Source organism: Rhodoferax koreense, from assembly GCF_001955695.1.
In the GTDB taxonomy this organism is placed as follows: Bacteria; Pseudomonadota; Gammaproteobacteria; order Burkholderiales; family Burkholderiaceae_C; genus Rhodoferax_B; species Rhodoferax_B koreensis.
Window position 1 is genome coordinate 3,420,709 of sequence record NZ_CP019236.1, and the last position, 20,675, is coordinate 3,441,383.

The window sequence follows — 20,675 nt, forward strand, 5'->3', positions numbered from 1 at the left end:
AATGGTCGGGGCGGTGGGATTCGAACTCACGACCCTCTGCTCCCAAAGCAGATGCGCTACCAGGCTGCGCTACGCCCCGACAAGACTTAGATTCTACATCGGTTTTTGCGGTGCTTCGGCCACGGCGCAAAATTTGCGGCAATTAATGATCGTGGTGCAGGTACTTGCCTTCGCGCGGCAGGCGCAGGCTCACGAGGAAAGCCAGCACCATCATGCCGGTCACGTACCAGTAGAAGACCGATTCATGGCCGATGGACTTGAGTCCGAGGGCCACGTATTCGGCCGAGCCGCCGAACACCGCGTTTGCCACCGCGTAGGCCAGGCCGACGCCGAGCGCGCGCACCTCGGGCGGGAACATCTCGGCCTTCACGATGCCGCTGATCGAGGTGTAGAAACTCACGATGGCCAACGCCAGCACGATCAGCACGCCCGCCCAGAAGGGGCTGCTCACACCCTGCAGCGCGGTGAGGATCGGCACCGTGGCCAGCGCACCGAGCGCGCCGAACAGCAGCATGTTGTTGCGCCGGCCGATGCGGTCGGACAGCATGCCGAACAGTGGCTGCAGGCACATGTAGACGAACAGGCAGGCGGTCATGACGTTGCTGGCCGTCTTGATCGGCATGCCGGCCGAATTCACCAGGTACTTCTGCATGTAGGTGGTGAAGGTGTAGAAGATCAGCGAGCCGCCGGCGGTGTAGCCGAGCACGGTGAAGAACGCGGCCTTGTGGTGCTTGAACAGGTGCGACAGCGTGCCGGCCTCCTTGTTGGCCCGCGTCTCGGCAGTCGACGTCTCGTGCAGCGTGCGGCGCAGCAGCAGCGCCACCACCGCCGTGACCGCCCCCACCACGAATGGGATGCGCCAGCCCCAGGCGCGCAGTTCGGCTTCGTCGAGGAATTGCTGCAGGATCACCACCACCAGCACCGCCAGCAGTTGCCCCCCGATCAGCGTCACGTACTGGAACGAGGAGAAGAAGCCGCGCTGTCCGCGCAGCGCGACCTCGCTCATGTAGGTGGCGGTGGTGCCGTACTCGCCCCCGACCGACAGCCCCTGGAACAGCCGCGCGAGCAGCAGCAGCGCCGGCGCCCAGGCGCCGATGCGGTCGTAGGTGGGCAGGCAGGCGATGAGCAGGGAGCCGCCGCACATCATCGCCACCGAGATCACCATCGAGTTCTTGCGGCCGTTGCGGTCGGCGATGCGGCCGAACAGCCAGCCGCCGATCGGCCGCATCAGGAAGCCTGCCGCAAAGATGCCGGCGGTGTTGAGCAACTGCGCGGTCGGATCCGACTTGGGGAAGAACGAAGGCGCGAAATAGACGGCACAGAACGCGTAGACGTAGAAGTCGAACCACTCGACCAGGTTGCCGCTGGACGCGGCCATGATCGAGAAGATGCGGTGTCGCTTTTCGGCGGCGGAATACGGGGTCGCACCGGACATCGAAGACGCCGGGCTCGTTGGAATGGTGATTGTTTGAGCCATGGCCGATGCTGCCACAGCGCGGCGCGCCGGGCGCTGGCATGCCGAGTTGTCCGACGTGGCAACGCTGGCATCGTCGGCCGCTGGCAGCAGCGACAATCCGCGCTCGATCCCCCAACCTCTTCACAGATGAAACTCGCCATCCTCGTCGGCAGCATGACCGGCACCGCCACCTCCGTCGCACAGGCCATCCAGATGGACTGCGCCGATCTCGTCGACGACATCGACGTGACGCCGATGGACGGACTCGGACCGGACGTGTTCGACGCCGCCGCCGAAGGCACGCTGTACCTGGTCTGCACCTCGACCTTCGGCTCGGGCGACGTGCCGGACAACGCTCAGGCCTTCTACGACGCACTCGACGCCGAGCCGCGCTACCTCGGCCACGTGCCATACGGCGTGGTGGCGCTCGGCGACGCGAGCTACGGCGAGACGTTCGCCGGCGGCGGCCGGCGCTTCGACGCGCGCCTGCAGGATCTCGGCGCCAGGCGCATCGGTGAAATCTGCGTGATCGACGCGCTGAGCGACACGCCGCCCGAGACGGCGGCGATCGCATGGTGCCGCGCCTGGTTGGCGCAGGCCGCAGCCCTGATGGCCCGCTGAGCCGTACCGCAGCGGGCGGGATTATTACGATTTCGTTCGATCATCGAACAGACCTGCAATATGCACCGGCGGCGCGAAATTGGGCAAGGACAAGCGGGCCTTATTGCTCATGAAGGATTTACCCGATCGACTCATTCGATTTACATAATCGGTGTGCGCGTTTTGTAAGCCATATCCTACAAACGGATCTTCACTGGGAAGGGCGCCCAATCCGAAGGCGCTCCGGCATTAACCCGCATGCCTCGCCCGCGTCCTCCACCGAGGGTAATCATTGGGCTGAAGAGAGAAATTTCCTATTTAAACTTCGAAGCTTTCGAGCCCGAATGGGCATAAACTGAATACGGCATTTTTTGTAACGTCCGTAGTTGGTTTTCAGCATCCAGCTCCGGACCGGCATCGCGGCACCAGCCGGACTTGCACACAGGAGGGAGCGATTCGATGGCCATCGATCAGGCGGGACAACCACACCGAACAGGTGCCGACAGCCACCGCACGGGGCATGAGCCCGACGCGTTCGCATTCGCACCGGAAGCCGGCGAGGCCAACTCCCCCGCTCAGACGGCCCACCGCACGCTGACCGTCCTCACGGTCGACGACGATGCCGACTTCCAGCGTTCGTTGCGCCTGGCGCTGGGCAGCTTCCGCTACCAGGGACATGCGGTCGAACTGCTGTCGGCGAGTTCGGCCACCCAGGCGGCCAAGATCCTGACTGAGTCTCCAGACATCGCGGTCATCGTGCTCGACATCGTGATGGAGACCGATGACGCCGGCCTGCGGCTGGTCAAGAGCGTGCGCGAGATCCTCGGCAACGCCGAGGTCCGCATCATCCTGGTCACCGGCCAGCCCGGGGTGTCGTCGATGCAGGTCTCGCTGGACACGCTGGACATCAGCGACTACTGGCTCAAGACCGACCTCACCTATGAACGGCTGCATGGCATCCTCACGAGCAACCTGCGCACCTGGGAGCAGATCCGGGCCCTGCGCAGCGCGCGCCGCGGCCTGCAGACCATTGTCGAAGCCAGCAACAGCCTGACCCGGGCCGAGGACCTGCCCGATTTCTCCGGCCGCATGGTGCGAGAACTCGCGCGGGTGCTCGGCCTGGAAGCCGACGGCATGATGTGCGTGCAGGAGGTCAACGGCTCCGATCCGCAGACCGCGCGTGTGGTGGGCGCGGCCGGGCGCTTCACCTCCTGCATCGCCAAGGAAATCTCGCGCATATCGGACGCAGGAATCCGCGAACTGCTGGTGCGCGGCCTCACCGAACAGCGCAATATCGAGACGCCGGTGAGCCAGGTGCTGTTCTTCCGCGGCGCGGACAGCGGCCCGCATGCCGCCGCCTACCTCGCCACCGGCCGCACGCTGGACGCCACGGAACGCGAGCTGCTCAGCGTGTTCGCCTCCAACATCAACTCGGGGCTGATCAACGTGTCCCTCACGAGCCGGCTCGACCGACTGGCCTATGAGGACAGCCTGCTGAGCATCCCCAACGCCAACGCGCTGCTGCGCGGCATCGAGAGCGTGCTCGCCGCCGCCGCGCCGCGCGACCGCAGCCTGCTGTTCATCGACCTCGACAAGTACTCGCAGAGCTGCCTGTCGCTCGGCATCGAACAGGGCGACCTGATGCTGCAGAAGATGGCGCAGCGCCTGCGCATGGTGTTCGCGCCGCCGTGCATCGTGGCGCGGCTGCACGACGACACCTTCGGCATCCTCGGACAGACCGCGATGTTGCGCGCGGAATATGTGGACAAGCTCGAATCCTGGGACCCGGAGGATCCGACGCACCCCCCCTTCATCGGCGTGGGTGCGTCGCGCATCGACCTCGACCGCTACGCCGGCTCGGCGCGCGGCGCCATGGCCATGGGCACGCTGCTCCTGCAACAGGCGCGCGCGCAGGGCATGAGCCAGCTGATCGACTACGAGCCGGGCATGGAGCGCGAGAGCAACCGCCGGTTCAACCAGTCGCGCGACCTCTACCACGCGCTGCACCACAACGAGATCCGCATCGAACTGCAGCCGCAGGTCGAACTCGCCACCGGCAGGATCGTCGGCGCCGAGGCGCTGGCGCGCTGGACCCTGGCCGATGGCACCAAGGTGCCGCCGAGCGAATTCGTGCAGATGGCCGAAGCCAACGGCCTGATCGTGCCGCTTGGCCGCCAAGTGATCGAGCTGGCCTGCGCCGCCCTCGCCCGGCTGCGCGATGCCGGCCATCCGCGGCTGTCGATCGCGGTCAACGTGTCGCCGCTGCAGCTGTCGCGCCGCGAGTTCCCGCTGGAGCTGGCCGATGCCATCCACCGCCACGGTGTTGCGCCGGCGCAGCTGGAGATCGAGATCACGGAATCGGTGGCGATGGAGGATCACCTGGCCAAGGGCGAGATCCTCGGCGGGCTGCGCGAGGCAGGATTCCCGATCGCCATCGACGACTTCGGCACGGGTTATTCCTCGCTTGGCTACCTGCGTGCGCTGCCGGTGACCACGCTCAAGGTCGACCGCTGCTTCGTGGCCGAAATCGGCCAGGTCTCGCCGCACCTGGTGATCGCCGACATGGTCATCATGCTCGGCCAGCGGCTGCAAATGCAGGTGCTGGCCGAAGGTGTGGAAACCCAGGCGCAGGCCGACTGGTTGCAGGCGCGCGGGTGCCGTCTGGCGCAGGGCTACCTGTTTGGCCGCCCCGAACCGCTCGAAGCCTTCATGGCCCGGCTGGGCCCGGGCGCCTGATGCCGGCGTCGAACCCTTCCACCATCCAGACAGCGGCCGGGTCGCGTCCGCCGTTCGCGCTGGCGTCCAAGCCGAATCGGCCCCCGCGCTCGCGTTGGCGCCGCGAATTCGAAGCCATGCGCGGCGTGCGCAGGCGTCTGGTGTTCATGGTGCTGCCCTGGCTGGTCCTGCTGCTGATCCTCTTCCCGCTGGCCTGGCACGAACTCGATGCCGCGCTCGAGGGCCCGCTGCTGCGCGACCGCGACGACACCGTGCAGGACACCTCGGACATCATCGTGCGCACCCTCGGCAGCCTGCGCCGCGACGTGGCCTTTCTCAGCGAACTCACGGCCCGGCAACCGCTGATCGACGTCTCGGCCAACTCCTCCATCGCCCAACTCTTCACCAGCTTCGCCGCAAGCGCGCCGCAATACGACCAGGTCCGCTGGATCGACGAAACAGGCATGGAGCGCCTGCGCGTGAACCAGCGCGTCGGCCCGCCGGTGGTCGTCTCGGCGGCCCAGTTGCAGAACAAGGGCAGCCGGCCGTATTTCCACGAAGCGCTGCGTCTGCCCGCGGGCAGCGTGTATTTTTCCGAACTGGACCTGAACGTCGAGAACGGCGTGATCGAGCGTCCGCTCGAGCCGACGCTGCGGGTGGCCAGCCCCTTGGTGGTGAACGGCCAGCGCCGCGGCATCGTGGTCATCAACTACCGCGCCAACCGGCTGCTCGAACGGCTGGCCGGACTCAGCCGGCAGCAGCGCATCGGCGTGTACCTGCTCAATGCCCAGGGCTACTGGATCCAGGGGCCGAACAAGGCCGACGACTGGGCGGGCCAGCTGGGGCGCACCGACCGCGCGCTGTCCCACAGCCAGCCCGCGTTGTGGCAGGCCGTGCAGCAGGAGGACCACGGCGAGCTGCGCGACGCCGGCGGTGCCTGGGCCTTCAAGCGCATCACACCCGGCCAGGACCTGACGCTGGCCGGCGTGCGCGGCCAGGTCGCGGATGGCGCGCTCGGCCTGCGGCTGCTGGTGCGCATCGACCCCGAGGCCGCGCTGCAGCGCACCTGGCGCTGGAAGGCCGTGCTGGCGACGATCTTCGCCGTGGCCGTGCTCATCACGCTGCGCCTGGGCTGGCAGACCGGCCGCAACCTGGCGGCCCGCAAGGCGCACGAAGAGGAACTGCAGGCCGCCAACAGCGCACTGCGCCAGGCCAACGAACAATTGCAGACGGTGCAGACGGAACTCGCACGCGCCGACCGCCTGTCCTCGCTGGGCCTGATGGTGGCCGGCGTGGCGCACGAACTCAACACGCCGCTGGGCACCGCCACGCTGGCGCTCTCCACGGTGCAGCAGCGACTGGACGTGCTGGCCCTGCTGCTGAAGCAGGGCTTGCGCAAGTCCGACCTCGAAGACTATGTGGCTTCGAGCCACGCCGCCCTGGACGTGGTACTCACCTCGCTGCGGCGCTCGGCCGGCATCGTCCAGCGCTTCAAGCAGGTGGCCGTGGACCGCACCACGATGGAACAGCGCCGCTTCGACCTCGCCGAGATCGTGCTCGACGCCGACCCACGCCTGCGCAAGTGGGACCACGGCAACCCGGTGCAGCTGAAGCTGGACCTCGCGCCCGGGCTGCAGATGGAGAGCTACCCCGGCCCGCTCGAACAGGTGATCGCCAACCTGCTGGACAACGCGCTGGCCCATGCCTTCGTGAACCGGCCCGGCGGGCAGATCACGGTGCGCGCGCTGGCCGACGGGCCGGACCATGTCTGCATCTGGTTCTCGGACGATGGCATCGGCGTGCCAGAGTCCAGCCTGGCACGCATCTTCGATCCGTTCTACACCACCAGCCGGCACTCCGGCGGCACCGGCCTCGGGCTTCACATCGTCTACCAGCTGGTGCACGACGTCCTGGGCGGCAGCATCGAGGCCGCGAACCTCGCCGAGGGCGGCATGGTCTTCACCCTGCGCCTGCCACGCAAGGCCCCGCTGAAGAAAGCCTCGAGCGCCCTGAGCTCGGGTCTGCTGCCGCTGGGTGAGCCGCCGCGGCGGGCTTGACGGGTCTGGACCGACCGACGGCCGGCCAAGCATCAGACCGGCACGTCCAGCCCGACCTTCACCCGGTCCATTACCACCAGGCTACGAAAACGCTTGACGTTGCTGCCCTCGAAGAACAGCTGGCGCGTGAGCGCGGTGTACTGCGCCATGTCGCGCACACACAGGATCAGGATGAAGTCCCACTCGCTCGTCACGTAGTAGCACTGCTGTACCTGCGGGCAGGCCTTGAACGCCTTCTTCATCGCATCCAGCAGGTCGATGCGTTCGTTCTCCGCCTCCACCTCGACCACGATGCTCAGGCCATGGCCCATCGCCTGCGGCGCCAGTACGGCGCTGAAGCGCTCGATGACCCCGGCCTTCTGCAGGCGTTTCAGGCGCCGGTTTACCGCGGCCGTCGACAGGTGCACGGCCGCGCCCATCGCGCTCTGCGGCATGCGGCTGTCAGCTTGCACCAGCGCCAGCAATTGCAGGTCGAAGGCATCCAGGGTCAAGGCCTGCGGCATCGCGACTTCCATGGGCTCTCTTTCAAAACGCAAAAACGTTGCACCACACACCCTGTTTTCGAGTAAAGAAACCAGGGTGGATGAATAGTATTGCAGCATCCTCCTATCGCAGGCTAGAACCTCAACATGCGTTACCTCAGCAATCCACAGCCCGGCGCCGTGCCGCCGGACCACCCCATGCTCGACGCGAACGCCGCACGCGCTGTCGTTGCGCTGCTGCGTGAATGTTTCGATTACCGGCCCACACCGCTGGTCGACCTGCGCGGCATCGCCGAACGCGAGGGACTGGCCATGGTCTCCATCAAGGACGAAGGCGCGCGGCTGGGCCTAAAGAGCTTCAAGGCACTGGGTGGCGCCTATGCGGTTTTCCGGCTCGTGCTGGCCGAAGCCTCCAGACGCCTGAACCGCAACGTCACGGCCGACGAACTGCCGCGCGCGGCAAGCGGTTCGCTGGCCCTGCCCGCGCACGGCACGGCCGATCGGCCCGGCCATTCCGCCGTGGCTGCCATTGCAGCCGGCATGACTTTCGCGTGTGCCACCGACGGCAACCATGGCCAGTCGGTGGCCGCAGGCGCACGGCTGGTCGGCGCCAGGGCCATCATCTTCGTGCACGAGGGTGTGAGCGCCGAACGGCGTGAGGCCATCGCCCGCTTCGGTGCCGAGATACACGAGGTGCCGGGCAGCTACGACGATGCCGTGGCCGAATCGAAGCATCAGTGCGAGATCCACGGTTGGACCTTGCTGTCCGACACCTCGTGGCCGGGTTACACCACGGCTCCGGCCCTGGTGATGCAGGGCTACACCGCCATGACCCATGAGTTGCACAGCCAACTGGGCGCCGCACCGACGCATGTGTTCCTGCAGGCCGGCGTGGGCGGCTTCGCCGCCGCGCTCGCGACCAGCCTCGCCAGCGTGTTCGAGCCCGCGCCGCGTGTGGTGATCGTCGAGCCCACACGCGCCGCCTGCCTGCTGGCCAGCGCCGAAGCCGGCACGGCCGTGCGCATCGATGCCGACGCCCCGACGGCCATGGCCATGCTCGAATGTTACGAGCCGTCGCTGCTCGCCTGGGACCTGTTGCAGCCGATGGCCACCGCCTTCATGGCGGTCGATGACGAAGATGCCGTGGCCGCGATGCGGCGGCTCGCACGGCCCTTGAAGGATGCGGAGGTTGTAGTGGCTGGCGAAAGCGGCAGTGCCGGCCTGGCCGGCCTGCTCGCGGCCTGCGGTGCGCCCGACATCAAGACCGCGCTCGGCCTCGACGAAACCGCGCGTGTGCTGCTGATCAACACCGAAGGCGCGACCGACGAGGCGCGTTATGCCGCGGCCGTGGGCCAGAGCGCCGCCGAAGTCGCCGCACGCATCCCGGCCTCTCGTTTCGATACCCTCTGAAAGGCTCCGCCATGTCCGAAAGCCTGCCCCTGGCCCTGAGCCAAACCCTCACCAACTGGCGCCACCATTTCCACCGCCGTCCCGAGACCGGTTTCGCCGAATACGGCACTTCGGACCACGTCGCCGTGCAGCTTACGCGGCTCGGCATCGAGGTGCACCGCGGCATCGGCGGCACCGGCCTGGTTGGTGTGCTGCGCCGCGGCAACTTCACCGGGCGCAAGACCATCGCCTTGCGTGCCGAGATGGATGCGCTGCCGATCCATGAACGCGCCGAGGGGCGCGCCTACGCGTCGGAAATCGCCGGCACCATGCACGCCTGCGGCCACGACGGCCACATGGCCATGGTGCTCGGCGCGGCGCAGTTGCTGGCGCTCGCAGGCGGCTTCGAAGGCACGGTGTTGTTCGTGTTCCAGCCCGCCGAGGAACACGGCAAGGGCGCGCAGGCCATGCTCGACGACGGCTTGTTGCGGCGCTTTCCGATGGACGAAATCTACGGCGTGCACAACATGCCGGGCATCGCGGCGGGCCACATCGTCACACGTGCCGGCGGCATCATGGCTTCGGAAGACAACTTCACGATCGACATCGTCGGCCGCGGCACGCATGCAGCGCGGCCGCACATGGGCGTGGACCCCATCGTCGTCGGGGCCGAGATCGTGCTCGCGCTGCAGACCATCGTGGCACGCAGCGTCGACCCGGTAGACCCGGCCGTGGTCTCGGTCACCGAATTCGTCACCGACGGCATCCGCAACGCCATACCGACCCACGTGACGCTGCGCGGCGATACGCGCAGTTATGCATCCGCGGTGCAGGCCCTGCTCGAGCGCCGCATGGGTGAGATCGTGCAAGGTGTGTGCGCCACGCACGGCGCGCAAGGCAAGCTGACTTACACCCACGAGTTCCTGCCGACGGTGAACCCGGCCGAACAGGTGGACTACGCCGTGGCCGCCGCCACCAAGGTGGTGGGCGCTGCGCGTGTCGATGGCCACACGCCGCCGATCCTGGCCTCGGAAGACTTCGGCACTTTCCTGCGCCACGTGCCCGGCAACTTCGCCTTCATCGGCAACGGCGCACCGGGCGAGCCCGGAGGGCTGCCGCTGCACAACGCGGGCTACGACTTCAACGACAGCATCCTGGCTGTGGGCGCGGCGTATTTCACGACGCTGGTGCGCGACCGGCTGGCGCCCTGACTCAGGCCGGCGTCATCTGCCCGCGCGCATCCTTGCGCAGCCGCAGGAACGGCGGCAGCCCTTGCATGAGCCGCTGGCCGTAGGAGGTGCCGGACAGGCGCCGGTCGTAGCAGTACACGAAGGACTTGTCGGTCTCGGTGCGGATGGCGCGGCCGGCCCATTGGGCCAGGCGGATGGCGGTGGCCGGCACCACGAGTTCGGTGAACGGATCGCGGCCCACGGAGCGCAGCCATTCCGCACGCGACTCGCCCACTGGGTCGTCGGGCGAGGCGAACGGCAGCTTGGCAATGAACACCGTCTCGCACAGCGTGCCCGGCAGATCCAACCCCTCGCCGAAAGACTGCATGCCGAAGATGATCGACGGCCCGCCCTGCAGCACGCGTTCGCGGTGGCGCTGCAGCAGCAGCGTGCGCGGCAGCTCGCCCTGCACCAGCACCACGGCGCGCAGCACCGGCGTGAGGGCCTGCACCGCCTGGCGCATCTGGTCGCGCGAGGTGAACAGCGCGAGCGCGCCGTGCTTCACCTTGGCCGCGTCGCGCAGCAGCATCTGCACCATCTCGGTGGTGAACGAACCCGCATGGCGCGGATCGGCCAGCGTCTCCACGGTGACGAACTGGCCCTGCGTCGCGTAGTCGAAGGGGCTTGCGACCTCGAGCGTGGTGACGGCCTCGTCGTCGGACAGGCCGGCCTCGCGCAGGTAGAAATCGAATTCACCGCAACTGGTGAGCGTGGCCGAGGTGACGATGGCCGCGCGCACCTTGGACCACAGCTGCGAGCGCAGCGGCGTGCCCGGCAGGATCGGACTGGCGAAGGCCTTGATGTTCACCGCGCCGGCCCCCGTGCCTCCGCCGCCGTTCTCCTGCAGCGTGAACCACTTGGCCACCGGCGCGCTGGGCGGCGTGGCCTCCTTCAGCAGCAGCTGCACCGTAGCGTGCACGCCTTCCAGTCGCGGGCTCAGGGTGCCGAGCTGCGCATACAGCACCGACAGCCGGCGCGCCTCGTTCGGGCTGTCGCGCATCTCGGTGCGCAGGGCCTTGGAGATCGCATTGAGCACGGCCAGAAAGCCTTCGGCCATGATGCCGACCATCTGCAGCGGCTCCTCGAGTTCGGCGGGCAACTGGCCCTGCGGCAGCCGGACCCGCGCCGGGCCCTGTGCCTGGCCGCCCCAGCCGCCGGGCCGGGGTTCGGCCAAGACACCCGCGTAGAGCTCGTGCACCAGCGCGGCCACGTCCTGCAGCGACTGCTTGAGCTGCGCGGCCTGCCGGCCCACGTCCGCCGCCTCCGACACCTGCATCAGCCCGCCGATGCGTTTGGCGCGGCCGGCCAGCGTCTCGATCCAGCCCAGGCGGCTCAGGTCCATCGCGCACGAGAACTTGTCGAGCGCCACGGCGGGCAGGTGGTGCGCCTCGTCCAGCACCAGCAGGCAGTTGTCGAGATCGGGCAGCGTGCGCGTGCCCAGCGTGGCCAGCAGCAGGTCGTGGTTGGCCACGATCACCTGCGCGCCCACCAGTTCCTTGCGTTTCTCGAAATAGGTGCAGCCGTTGAACACCGGGCAATGCTTGCCGGTGCAGGAGCTGGCCTCGGCCGCCACCGGCATCCACCAGTCGGCTTCGGGCTGCAGCGCCAGGCTGTCGCGGTCGCCGTCCCAGGTGTTGCCGGCCAGGTCGCGCACCATGCCGGCGTAGAAGGCCTGGCGCGCCTCCTCGTCGTGGCGCACGCCGGCCATCCCGCCCACGGGCAGTTCGTCGGCGAACAGATCGTCGTCCTCTCCCGCGCCACCCTCGCCCGTGCCCGCCTGCCGCGCCAGCTTGAGCTTGCACACGTAGCGGCCGCGGCCCTTGGCCAGGCCGAAACGGAACGGCTCGGGCATCAGCGCCGCCAGCGCCGGCAGATCCTTGGTGACGAGCTGCTCCTGCAGCGCCACCGTGGCGGTGGAGATCAACACCCGGGTCTTGCGCGCGATGGCCATGGCGATGGCCGGTGCGCAATAGGCGAGCGACTTGCCCACGCCGGTGCCGGCCTGCACCACGGCGATGGCGCGCAGCGGCTCGTCGCCATCGTCGTCGACCTTGCCCAGGGTGGCCTCGGCGAAGGTGTGGGCCACGCGCTCGGCCATCAGCCGCTGGCCGGGCCGGCTGCGGAAATCGCCCGCGGCCTGGACCACGTGGTCGAAGGCCTGCAGCGCGGCGGTGGCATGGTGGGATTCGGACATCTGGACGGGAAAATGGACGGCGTTCAACGGGGGCTGTATGGGTGACCAGTTTATCCGCTGCGGCCGACGCGGGCGCCAGCACGCCGGATTTAGACCGAAATGACATCTGACGCAGACCGAAACTGCGAGAGACGCTATCTTTTCCATAGCTCTTTTCCGCGATGCCGTGGTTGCCCTTGTTGCCAATGGCGCAAGGGCTGCACACCGGTGCCGCGATGATGTGTAATTGCGGCAGACCCGCCACCGACCAACGCCATGCAATCACCCGCCTCGAGGCTGCCCTGGCTGACACCGGGGGAAAGCTTCCCTCCCGCCGCCGAAGCCTGGGGCGAACACGACCCCGCACCCGGCCTTTTGGCCGCGGGCGGCGCGCTCAACGTGGCGACGCTCAGGCAGGCCTACAGCCACGGCATCTTTCCGTGGTTCAGCACCGGCCAGCCGATCCTGTGGTGGAGCCCCGATCCGCGCATGGTGCTGCACACGGCCGAATTCCGGCTGCACCGCTCCCTGCGCAAGACCCTGGCCAACTTCCAGGCGCAGCCCGGCTGCGAGGTGCGCTTCGACACCGCATTCGGCGAGGTGATCCGCCACTGCGCGCGCAGCCCGCGGCCGGGCCAGTCGGGTACCTGGATCGTGCCGGACATGGTGCGCGCCTACGAGGCCCTGCACCGGCACGGCACGGCGCACAGCATCGAGACCTGGATCGACGGCCAGCTCGCCGGCGGCCTGTATTGCGTGGCGATCGGCCGCGCGGTGTTCGGCGAATCGATGTTCACCCGGGTTTCCGACGCATCCAAGATCGCGCTCGCCGCGCTCGTGGCCTTCTGCCGCGCGCAGCAGATTCCCATCATCGACTGCCAGCAGAACACCGCTCACCTGGCCACGCTCGGCGCACGAGAAATCCCACGTGCCGCCTTCCTGCAACAGGTCGCCCGCAACGCGCTGCTGCCCGGGCCAACCTGGGAATTCAAGCCCCTATACTGGTGCGAGCTGGACCGAGCTGCTCTGGCGAAACCACAGGCCTCCGCGTGACCCATCTCAACGACCTGCCTCTGCAGACCCTGCAGTTCTACGCCACTGCACCCTATCCTTGCAGTTACCTGCCTGCGCGGCAGGCGCGCTCGCAGGTCGCCACGCCGAGCCACCTGATCCAGAACACGACCTACTCCGAACTCGTGAGCAACGGCTTCCGGCGCAGCGGCATGTTCACCTACCGCCCCTATTGCGACGGCTGCCAGGCCTGCGTGCCGCTGCGCGTGCTGGTGGGTCGGTTCCAGCCCGACCGCAGCCAGCGACGCGCCTGGGCGCGCCACGGCCGGCTGCAGACCCGGGTGCTGAAGCTGTGCTTCTTGCCCGAGCACTATGCGCTGTACCTGCGCTACCAGAACGGCCGCCATGCCGGCGGCGGCATGGACCACGACAGCATCGACCAGTACACGCAGTTCCTGCTGCAGAGCCGGGTGAATTCCCGGCTGGTGGAATTCCGCGAGACGCTACCCGACGGGTCGGCCGGCGCGCTGAAGATGGTCTCCATCCTCGACGTGCTCGACGACGGCATCTCCGCCGTCTACACCTTCTACGAGCCGGAAGAACACACCAGCTACGGCACCTTCAACGTGCTGTGGCAGATCGAGCAGGCACGCCAGATGGGCCTGGCCCATGTGTACCTGGGTTACTGGATCGCCGAGAGCCCGAAGATGAGCTACAAGGCGCGGTTCGGGCCGCACGAGGTGCTGGTGGACGGCCGGTGGTCGCTGCCCGTCAACTCGCACGACGGTTGAGACGGGCGGGAGGGGTTTCGCATGGTGCAAACGGGCATTTCACCAAGTAAAATGAAATCACCTTTGCTGAGCAGGCCCCATTCCCATGAGAAAGTCTGATCCCAACGTCCAGGCCACGCCCACCGTGCAGGTCATCGAACGCATGTTCCAGTTGATCGACACCCTCGCCTCGCGCGAGGAAGCGATGTCGCTCAAGGAGATCAGCGAGAAGACCGGCCTGCATCCCTCCACCACCCACCGCATCCTCAACGACCTGGCCACCGGCCGCTTCGTCGACCGGCCCGAGCCCGGCAGCTACCGGCTGGGCATGCGCCTGCTCGAACTCGGCAACCTGGTGAAGGGCCGACTCAGCGTGCGCGACGCGGCCCTGGCGCCGATGCGCGAACTGCACCGCCTGATCCAGCAACCGGTGAACCTGAGCCTGCGCCAGGGTGATGAAATCGTCTACGTGGAGCGCGCCTTCAGCGAACGCTCGGGCATGCAGGTGGTGCGGGCCATCGGTGGCCGCGCGCCGCTGCATCTGACCTCCGTCGGCAAGCTGTTCCTGGCCGCCGACGATCCGCAGCGCGTGCGGGCCTATGCCACCCGCACCGGGCTGAGCGGCCACACGAAGAACAGTCTTACCGAACTGCCGATGCTGGAGCGCGAACTCTCCAAGGCGCGCCAGTACGGCATCGCGCGCGACAACGAGGAACTGGAATTGGGTGTGCGCTGCATGGCCGCGGGCATCTACGACGACCAGAGCCGGCTGGTGGCCGGCCTGTCGATTTCATCTCCGGCCGACCGGCTGGACGAAGGTTGGCTGCCGAAGCTGCAGGCCACGGCCAACGAAATCTCCGAGGCCCTGGGCTACAAGCGCTGATCAGCCGGTGAACGGCTTGGTGGTGTGCATCACCGTCGGGCTGGACTCGACCCAGCGGCGCACGCGCTCGGCGTCGCCCAGGCGGCTGAGTTTGCCGGCCGAATCCAGGAACACCATGATCAGCTTGCGGCCGGCGATCTTGGCCTGCATCACCAGGCACTGGCCCGCCTCGTTGATGAAACCGGTCTTCTGCAGGCCGATGTCCCAGTTCGGGTTCTTCACCAGGCGGTTGGTGTTGTTGAACTGCAGCGTGCGGCGGCCCACGTCGACTTCATAACCGGTCGAGGTGGTGAGCTCGCGCAGCGTGGGCTCGGCATAGGCGGCGTTCACCAGCAGCGCCAGGTCGTTGGCGCTGGACTGGTTGTTGCTCGACAGGCCGGTCGGCTCAACGTATTTGGTGTCCTTCATGCCGAGCATCCTTGCCTTGGCGTTCATCAGCGAAACGAAGGTGGCCAGGCCGCCGGGATAGGTGCGGCCCAGTGCATGGGCGGCGCGGTTTTCGCTCGACATCAGTGCCAGGTGCAGCAGCTCGCCGCGGCTCAGCGAGGAGCCGACCGTCAGGCGCGAACGGCTGCCCTTTTCGGTGTCCACGTCGTCCTGCGTGATGGTGATCATCTCGTCCATCGGCAAATGGGCTTCGTTGACCAGCAGGCCGGTCATGAGCTTGGTGAGCGATGCGATTGGCAGCACGGCGCTTTCGTTCTTGCTGAAAAGCACTTCCCGGGTGTCCTGGTCGATCACCAGCGCCACGCTGGACTTCAGATCCAGCGGGTCGTTGGCCGCATGCAGCCCGGCGAGCTGGCCGAACGATTGCGGTGCGGGAATGATCGGTGCGGCGGCGCGCACCACGCCCTTGCGGCGGGCGGCCAGCGTGGCCTTGCCGCTACCGGTGGCGCGCACGGACTTGGCGGTGGTGCCGGTCGCCTTGGCGTTGCGCTTGACCGCCACGGTGGTGGTCTGCTTTTTTTGGATGACGACCTTCTTGCGCTGGGCCGCTTCGGCGGGCAGGCTGACCAGCGCGGCGGCGCAGGTAAAGATGGAAACAATTTGTAGGAGGCGCTTCAAGGCAGGGCTTTCGTTGGAGGACATGAAAAACATCTCCAGGCGAGAAATAGGGTGTGGCGAGTTTATAGAAATCGAAAAGATTTCACAAGATCAAAGACTTAGCTGACATTTTTAAAGTAATTATCGGTGCGGCCGGGGCTAAAACCGTGGCGACACTGTGAAAAGGCATCGTCTTCCTGCAAAAACCGCCGTATTTTGTAACAGCCAGCAGGCCGCCATACGGCCCCGGGACATAACTGTACATACGGTATTTTCGTTGACGCAGCCGGAAGAAATCTGCGCAGACCGCATCGGCCTACAATCGCGCCCTGCACCCCGCGTGGGTGCTTTCGCTAGGGGTGTTGGCATGGCGCGTATCGACCCGCCATGTCGACTGAGAAAGTCCCTTTGAACCTGATTGAGGTAATCCTCGCGCAGGGAAGCAGGCCAGACACCGCCGTCCATTTGCCATGGCGCCTGTCGGCCCGGGTTCCTGCCGCCGCATCGTCTGGAGCGTGTGCATGAACAGTCCGTCCTTATCTTCCTCCGGCTTGCCTGTCGGCCCTTCCAGCCCGCCTGTCAACGAAGCGCTGACGCCGCTCGCGAGCCACCAGCGCGCGCTGGGCTGGAGCGACCAGGCGGCCCTGTGGTTCAGCCTCGGCGTGGGGCTCCTGGTGATGCAGGTCGGTGCCTACCTGGTGCCGGCCGTGGGCACGCGCGAAGCGTTGTTCGCCATCGTATTGGGCTCGTGCGTGGGCGCAGGGCTGTTGGCCTGGACGGCGCGCATCGGCTGCGCCAGCGGCCTGTCCAGCGCGGGCCTGATGCATGCGAGCTACGGCAGCCTGTTCGCGCGCCTGCCGGTGGGCCTGAACATCGTGCAGCTCATCGGCTGGACCACCTTCGAACTCGTCATCATGCGCGAAGGCACGGCCGCGATTGCCCAGCAGAGCTTCGGCATCACGCTGAGCGGTGCCAGCGGCGTGCTGTGGACCACGCTGCTCTGGGGCGCGGTGCTCACGGCGCTGATGGCCGGCTCGATGCTGACCCTGGTGCGGCGCTTCGTTAGCCGCTTCGGCCTGCCGCTGGTGATCGTGTCGCTGCTGTGGCTGAGCTGGCAGTTCGCCAGCGCCCTGTCGGCCAAGGGTTTCGCCGCGTTCTGGCAGCGGCCCGGCGACGGCAGCATGGGCATGATGTCGGCGCTCGATCTGGTGATCGCCATGCCCGTCTCCTGGCTGCCGCTGGTCGCCGACTATGCGCGCCATGGCCGCAGCCGGCGCGGCAGCTTCGGCGGCACCTGGCTCGGTTATGTGCTGGCCAACATCTGGTGCTATGCGCTCGGCGTCATGGTGGTGAGCGTGGCCGAGCCGGGGGTGAGCCTCGTCACCGCGCTGCTGCTGGCCCAGGGCGGCCTGCTGGCGCTGGGGCTGATCCTCGTGGACGAGCTCGACAACGCCTACGGCGACGTGTATTCGGGCGCGGTGTCTTCGCACAGCCTGCTGCCGCGCTGGAGCGTGCGTCGCTGGGGCCTGCTGATCGCCGTGGCCTGCACGCTGCTGGCCCTGGTGCTGCCCATGCACAGCCTCGAGCCCTTCCTGTTGATGCTGAGTTCGGTGTTCGTGCCACTGTATGGCGTCATCCTCGGCCGCCTCGGCACGGGCGGTGCCAGCTTCGCGCTGCAGGCCCGCAGGATCGACTGGCCGGCCGCGCTGGCCTGGCTGGCCGGCATCGCGCTGTACCACGCGCTCGCGCAGCTTTGGCCGCAGTGGGGCTCGGCCCTGCCTACGCTGGCCGTCACCTTCGCGCTGGCCTGGCTCAGCCGGCCGGCCGCCACATCAAGGCCATGAGTTCACAGCGGCAACAGGTGCATCGCCACCGGCGCGAAGCCATGGTTCAGCGGCCCGTGGCCGTGCCCGGTGCGCACTTGCGCGCCGGCGGCGATGGCCTGCAGGATGTAGCCGCGCGCCTGCTGCACGGCCTGCGGCAAGGCCAGCCCCTGGGCCAGGTAGCAGGCGACGGCCGAGGACAGCGTGCAGCCCGTGCCGTGCCCGTTCGGCGTGGGGATGCGATGCGTTGGCAGCCGCAGGCGCGCACCGCCGGCCTGGGCCAGCACGTCGAGCACTTCTTCGCCCGGCAGATGGCCGCCCTTGAGCAGCACCGCCGGCGCCCCGAGGGCGAGCAGGGCCGTGGCCGCGTCGTCCAGCGCATCGATCCCTTCGATGGCCCGGCCCAGCAGCAGCGCGGCCTCGTCCAGGTTGGGCGTGACCACCGTGGCGCGCGGAAACAGCTGGCGCACCAGCACCTGCACCGTCTCGGCGGCCATCAGGCGGTCGCCGCTGGTGGCCACCATCACCGGGTCGAGCACCACGTTCTTCAAGCGGTAGTGGTCGATGGCCCAGGCCACCACCTCGACCAGCTCCGGCGCGTGCAGCATGCCGATCTTCACCGCGTCGGCGCCGATGTCGTCGAGCACGGCCTGCAACTGCGCCTTGAGGAAGGACGGCGGCGCCCCGTGGATGCCGCTGACGCCGCGGGTGTTCTGCGCGGTGAGCGCGGTGATGGCCGTCATGCCGTAGCAGCCCAGCGCGGCAAAGGTCTTCAGGTCGGCCTGGATGCCCGCGCCGCCGCCGCTGTCGGAGCCGGCGATGGACAACACGCGCACATAACGCGCCAGGGGCACGCCCTCGTTTTCATTCGAAGTGTCGGAAGGGTTCATGCCTGAATTATGGAAGCTCTGACCTCCTCCTCGTCGGTGGCCATCCTCGGCGCAGGCCTGATGGGCCGGCTGCTGGCGCTCGCGCTCGTGCGCAAGGGCTGCGCGGTGGCGCTGTTCGATGCAGGCGGGCCCGAGGCCGAGGGTTCCGCCGCGCGCGTGGCCGCGGCCATGCTCGCGCCGCTGGCCGAATCGGCCGTCACCGAGGCCAGCGTGGTGCGCATGGGCCACCACGCGCTCGCGCGCTGGCCGCAACTCATCGCGCAGCTCGATTGCCACGCGGATGCCCCGGTGTTCTTCCAGCGGGAGGGCACGCTGATCCTGTGGCACCGGCAGGACGCGCCCGAGGCCGCCCGCCTGCGTCAGCAGTTGCAGACCACCCAGCGGCAACTGCCCGAACTGCCGGCGATGCAGGCGCTCGACGCGGACGGCATCGCCGCGCTGGAGCCCAGCCTGGGCCACCGTTTCGGCCAGGGCTTCTACCTGCCCGGCGAAGGCCAGCTCGACAACCGCGCGCTGCTTGCCGCGTTGCTGCAGACGCTGGAGCGCAGCGGCGTCCATCTGCACTGGCACAGCCCGCGTGCGCCCGAACAATTCAGGCCCGGCGCGACCGGCCAGCCCCACTGGGTGTTCGACTGCCGCGGCCTGGGTGCGCGGCCTGACTGGTCGGGCCTGCGCGGTGTGCGCGGCGAGGTGGTGCGCGTGTTGGCCCCCGAGGTGATGCTGACACGGCCGACACGGCTGATCCATCCGCGTTATCCGCTGTACATCGCGCCCAAGCCGGGCGGCGTCTACGTGATCGGCGCCACCGAGATCGAATCCGACGACCTCTCGCCGGCCAGCGTGCGCTCCACGCTCGAACTGCTGAGCGCGGCCTACAGCGTGCACAGCGGTTTTGCCGAAGCGCGCATCCTCGAGATCGCCACCCAATGCCGCCCCGCCCTGCCCGACAACCTGCCCGCACTGCGCCGGCTGGCGCCCAACGTGCTGCAGATCAACGGCCTGTACCGCCACGGCTTCATGATCTCGCCGGCCGTGCTCGACGCGGTGCTGCAGTGGGTTGAAACCGGTGAAGACACCCTCGCCCGGCGCTTCGCGCTGCGCATCGAGAACCCCCTGGAAACTGCCGCATGAAAGTCCTGATCAACCAGTTGCCGCACGATCTGCCAGAAGGCGCCAGCCTGGCGGTCGCGCTGGTCCGCATCGAAGCCCGCCCGCCGTTCGCCACCGCCGTCAACCAGCAATTCGTGCCATCGACGCAGCACGCATCCACACTGCTGCGCGACGGCGACGACATCGAAATCATCCAGCCCGTCACAGGAGGTTGAACATGCACCCGATCGATCCAGACGATGCCCTCGTCCTCTACGGCCAGCGCTTCGACAGCCGGCTGCTGCTGGGCACCGCCCGCTATCCGTCGCCAGCCGTGATGGAAGCGGCGATCCGCCGCGCCAGGCCGGCCATGGTCACCGCCTCGCTGCGGCGGCAGAACCTGGGCTCGGCCACCACCGAGCGCCTGCCCAACGCCTTCTGGGAACTGCTGCGGCAGTTGAAAGTACCGGTGCTACCCAACACCGCCGGCTGCCACAGCCTGCAGGAGGCCATCACCACGGCCCACATGGCGCGCGAGGTGTTCGCCACCGACTGGATCAAGCTCGAACTCATCGGCGACGACTACACGCTGCAGCCCGACACGCTGAACCTGGTCGAAGCCTCGGAGCGCCTGATCAAGGACGGCTTCAAGGTGCTGCCGTACTGCACGGAAGACCTGGTGCTGTGCCGCCGCCTGGTCGACGTGGGCTGCCAGGCCGTGATGCCCTGGGCCGCGCCCATCGGCACCGGCAAGGGGCCGGTCAACCCCTATGCGATGCAGATGCTGCGCGAACGGCTGGACGTGCCCATGATCGTCGACGCAGGCCTGGGCCTGCCATCGCACGCCTGCCAGGTGATGGAATGGGGCTTCGACGCCGTGCTGCTCAACACCGCCGTGGCGCTGGCGCAGGATCCGGTGCGCATGGCCGGCGCCTTCGCCGACGCGGTGGCGGCGGGCCGCGGCGCACGGCTGGGCGGCGCAATGGCCGAGCAGCATGCGGCCCAGCCCAGCACACCCGTGCTGGGTACGCCGTTCTGGCACCAGAACTAGAAAGCCCCGACCC

Annotated in this window: 17 protein-coding genes, 1 tRNA gene and 1 riboswitch; of the genes, 12 read left to right on the forward strand and 6 right to left on the reverse strand. The window is 67.8% G+C overall.

Annotation, left to right across the window (positions count from 1 at the left end):
* Positions 1-2: 2 nt before the first annotated feature.
* Both RD110_RS15870 and RD110_RS15875 read right to left on the reverse strand, forming a co-directional pair.
* Positions 3-79: transfer RNA gene (locus RD110_RS15870), tRNA-Pro, on the reverse strand.
* A 63-nt stretch (positions 80-142) separates the two neighbouring features.
* A complete protein-coding gene (locus RD110_RS15875) occupies positions 143-1,477 on the reverse strand; it encodes an MFS family transporter (protein WP_076205091.1) in 1,335 nt (444 codons plus the stop codon).
* A 126-nt stretch (positions 1,478-1,603) separates the two neighbouring features.
* Between RD110_RS15875 and RD110_RS15880 the strand changes: the two genes are divergently transcribed.
* The 3 genes from RD110_RS15880 to RD110_RS15890 all read left to right on the forward strand — a co-directional run bounded on the left by RD110_RS15880 (position 1,604) and on the right by RD110_RS15890 (position 6,828).
* Positions 1,604-2,077 (forward strand): flavodoxin domain-containing protein, encoded by a 474-nt coding sequence (locus RD110_RS15880; protein WP_076200378.1) that lies wholly within the window; start codon positions 1,604-1,606, stop codon positions 2,075-2,077.
* Between the two features lie 438 nt (positions 2,078-2,515).
* Positions 2,516-4,792, forward strand: a complete 2,277-nt coding sequence (locus RD110_RS15885) for a putative bifunctional diguanylate cyclase/phosphodiesterase (RefSeq protein WP_083686305.1) — start codon at positions 2,516-2,518, stop codon at positions 4,790-4,792.
* Positions 4,792-6,828: a sensor histidine kinase gene (locus RD110_RS15890; protein ID WP_076200379.1), complete on the forward strand. Its 2,037-nt coding sequence runs from the start codon at positions 4,792-4,794 to the stop codon at positions 6,826-6,828. Before RD110_RS15885 ends, RD110_RS15890 begins: the two co-directional genes overlap by 1 nt.
* Positions 6,829-6,860: 32 nt before the next feature.
* Here RD110_RS15890 and RD110_RS15895 read toward each other — a convergent pair whose 3' ends face one another.
* Positions 6,861-7,343, reverse strand: coding sequence for an Lrp/AsnC family transcriptional regulator (locus RD110_RS15895; protein ID WP_394329416.1), 483 nt, complete (start codon positions 7,341-7,343; stop codon positions 6,861-6,863).
* Between the two features lie 114 nt (positions 7,344-7,457).
* Here RD110_RS15895 and RD110_RS15900 point away from each other — a divergent pair, with 114 nt between their 5' ends.
* Both RD110_RS15900 and RD110_RS15905 read left to right on the forward strand, forming a co-directional pair.
* A complete protein-coding gene (locus RD110_RS15900; RefSeq protein ID WP_076200380.1) occupies positions 7,458-8,720 on the forward strand; it encodes a diaminopropionate ammonia-lyase in 1,263 nt (420 codons plus the stop codon).
* An 11-nt stretch (positions 8,721-8,731) separates the two neighbouring features.
* Positions 8,732-9,910 carry a M20 aminoacylase family protein gene (locus tag RD110_RS15905; RefSeq protein ID WP_076200381.1) on the forward strand — a complete coding sequence of 393 codons (1,179 nt, stop codon included), beginning with the start codon at positions 8,732-8,734 and terminating at the stop codon, positions 9,908-9,910.
* Position 9,911: 1 nt separating this feature from the next.
* Here RD110_RS15905 and dinG read toward each other — a convergent pair whose 3' ends face one another.
* Positions 9,912-12,122, reverse strand: coding sequence for an ATP-dependent DNA helicase DinG (dinG, locus tag RD110_RS15910; RefSeq protein WP_076200382.1), 2,211 nt, complete (start codon positions 12,120-12,122; stop codon positions 9,912-9,914).
* A gap of 255 nt (positions 12,123-12,377) precedes the next feature.
* Here dinG and aat point away from each other — a divergent pair, with 255 nt between their 5' ends.
* From aat to RD110_RS15925, 3 genes are all read left to right on the forward strand, one after another.
* The gene (gene aat / locus RD110_RS15915) at positions 12,378-13,154 is read left to right on the forward strand and encodes a leucyl/phenylalanyl-tRNA--protein transferase (protein ID WP_076200383.1); all 777 of its coding nucleotides are present in this window, start codon (positions 12,378-12,380) and stop codon (positions 13,152-13,154) included.
* Positions 13,151-13,903, forward strand: a complete 753-nt coding sequence (locus tag RD110_RS15920; RefSeq protein ID WP_076200384.1) for an arginyltransferase — start codon at positions 13,151-13,153, stop codon at positions 13,901-13,903. The genes aat and RD110_RS15920 overlap by 4 nt, the downstream gene beginning before the upstream one ends.
* A gap of 85 nt (positions 13,904-13,988) precedes the next feature.
* Entirely contained in the window at positions 13,989-14,765 is a 777-nt protein-coding gene (locus tag RD110_RS15925; RefSeq protein WP_076200385.1) for an IclR family transcriptional regulator, read from the forward strand.
* Here the strand turns inward: RD110_RS15925 and pbpG are convergent, their stop codons facing one another.
* Positions 14,766-15,854 (reverse strand): D-alanyl-D-alanine endopeptidase, encoded by a 1,089-nt coding sequence (pbpG, locus tag RD110_RS15930; RefSeq protein ID WP_076205097.1) that lies wholly within the window; start codon positions 15,852-15,854, stop codon positions 14,766-14,768. It lies immediately after the preceding gene.
* Positions 15,855-16,154: 300 nt separating this feature from the next.
* Positions 16,155-16,267: riboswitch (TPP riboswitch) on the forward strand.
* Between the two features lie 63 nt (positions 16,268-16,330).
* On the opposite strand from pbpG, the gene RD110_RS15935 reads away from it, so the two are divergent.
* Entirely contained in the window at positions 16,331-17,653 is a 1,323-nt protein-coding gene (locus tag RD110_RS15935) for a purine-cytosine permease family protein (protein ID WP_076205099.1), read from the forward strand.
* A 2-nt stretch (positions 17,654-17,655) separates the two neighbouring features.
* Here RD110_RS15935 and thiD read toward each other — a convergent pair whose 3' ends face one another.
* Positions 17,656-18,522 (reverse strand): bifunctional hydroxymethylpyrimidine kinase/phosphomethylpyrimidine kinase, encoded by an 867-nt coding sequence (thiD, locus tag RD110_RS15940; RefSeq protein ID WP_076200386.1) that lies wholly within the window; start codon positions 18,520-18,522, stop codon positions 17,656-17,658.
* A gap of 9 nt (positions 18,523-18,531) precedes the next feature.
* Between thiD and RD110_RS15945 the strand changes: the two genes are divergently transcribed.
* Genes RD110_RS15945 through RD110_RS15955 form a run of 3 tightly spaced genes read left to right on the forward strand, consistent with a single transcriptional unit; the run spans position 18,532 to position 20,662 of the window.
* Positions 18,532-19,653: an FAD-dependent oxidoreductase gene (locus RD110_RS15945; protein WP_076200387.1), complete on the forward strand. Its 1,122-nt coding sequence runs from the start codon at positions 18,532-18,534 to the stop codon at positions 19,651-19,653.
* The gene (thiS, locus tag RD110_RS15950) at positions 19,650-19,847 is read left to right on the forward strand and encodes a sulfur carrier protein ThiS (protein WP_076200388.1); all 198 of its coding nucleotides are present in this window, start codon (positions 19,650-19,652) and stop codon (positions 19,845-19,847) included. The genes RD110_RS15945 and thiS overlap by 4 nt, the downstream gene beginning before the upstream one ends.
* Before the next feature lie 2 nt (positions 19,848-19,849).
* Entirely contained in the window at positions 19,850-20,662 is an 813-nt protein-coding gene (locus tag RD110_RS15955; protein WP_076200389.1) for a thiazole synthase, read from the forward strand.
* Positions 20,663-20,675: the final 13 nt, after the last annotated feature.

Excerpts from the sequence above, each read along its gene's own strand:
- RD110_RS15875 (WP_076205091.1), bottom strand. The coding sequence starts at position 1,477 with ATGGCTCAAACAATCACCATTCCAACGAGCCCGGCGTCTTCGATGTCC.
- RD110_RS15880 (WP_076200378.1), top strand. The coding sequence starts at position 1,604 with ATGAAACTCGCCATCCTCGTCGGCAGCATGACCGGCACCGCCACCTCC.
- RD110_RS15885 (WP_083686305.1), top strand. The coding sequence starts at position 2,516 with ATGGCCATCGATCAGGCGGGACAACCACACCGAACAGGTGCCGACAGC.
- RD110_RS15890 (WP_076200379.1), top strand. The coding sequence starts at position 4,792 with ATGCCGGCGTCGAACCCTTCCACCATCCAGACAGCGGCCGGGTCGCGT.
- RD110_RS15895 (WP_394329416.1), bottom strand. The coding sequence starts at position 7,343 with ATGGAAGTCGCGATGCCGCAGGCCTTGACCCTGGATGCCTTCGACCTG.
- RD110_RS15900 (WP_076200380.1), top strand. The coding sequence starts at position 7,458 with ATGCGTTACCTCAGCAATCCACAGCCCGGCGCCGTGCCGCCGGACCAC.
- RD110_RS15905 (WP_076200381.1), top strand. The coding sequence starts at position 8,732 with ATGTCCGAAAGCCTGCCCCTGGCCCTGAGCCAAACCCTCACCAACTGG.
- dinG (WP_076200382.1), bottom strand. The coding sequence starts at position 12,122 with ATGTCCGAATCCCACCATGCCACCGCCGCGCTGCAGGCCTTCGACCAC.
- aat (WP_076200383.1), top strand. The coding sequence starts at position 12,378 with ATGCAATCACCCGCCTCGAGGCTGCCCTGGCTGACACCGGGGGAAAGC.
- RD110_RS15925 (WP_076200385.1), top strand. The coding sequence starts at position 13,989 with ATGAGAAAGTCTGATCCCAACGTCCAGGCCACGCCCACCGTGCAGGTC.
- pbpG (WP_076205097.1), bottom strand. The coding sequence starts at position 15,854 with ATGTCCTCCAACGAAAGCCCTGCCTTGAAGCGCCTCCTACAAATTGTT.
- RD110_RS15935 (WP_076205099.1), top strand. The coding sequence starts at position 16,331 with ATGAACAGTCCGTCCTTATCTTCCTCCGGCTTGCCTGTCGGCCCTTCC.
- thiD (WP_076200386.1), bottom strand. The coding sequence starts at position 18,522 with ATGAACCCTTCCGACACTTCGAATGAAAACGAGGGCGTGCCCCTGGCG.
- RD110_RS15945 (WP_076200387.1), top strand. The coding sequence starts at position 18,532 with ATGGAAGCTCTGACCTCCTCCTCGTCGGTGGCCATCCTCGGCGCAGGC.
- thiS (WP_076200388.1), top strand. The coding sequence starts at position 19,650 with ATGAAAGTCCTGATCAACCAGTTGCCGCACGATCTGCCAGAAGGCGCC.
- RD110_RS15955 (WP_076200389.1), top strand. The coding sequence starts at position 19,850 with ATGCACCCGATCGATCCAGACGATGCCCTCGTCCTCTACGGCCAGCGC.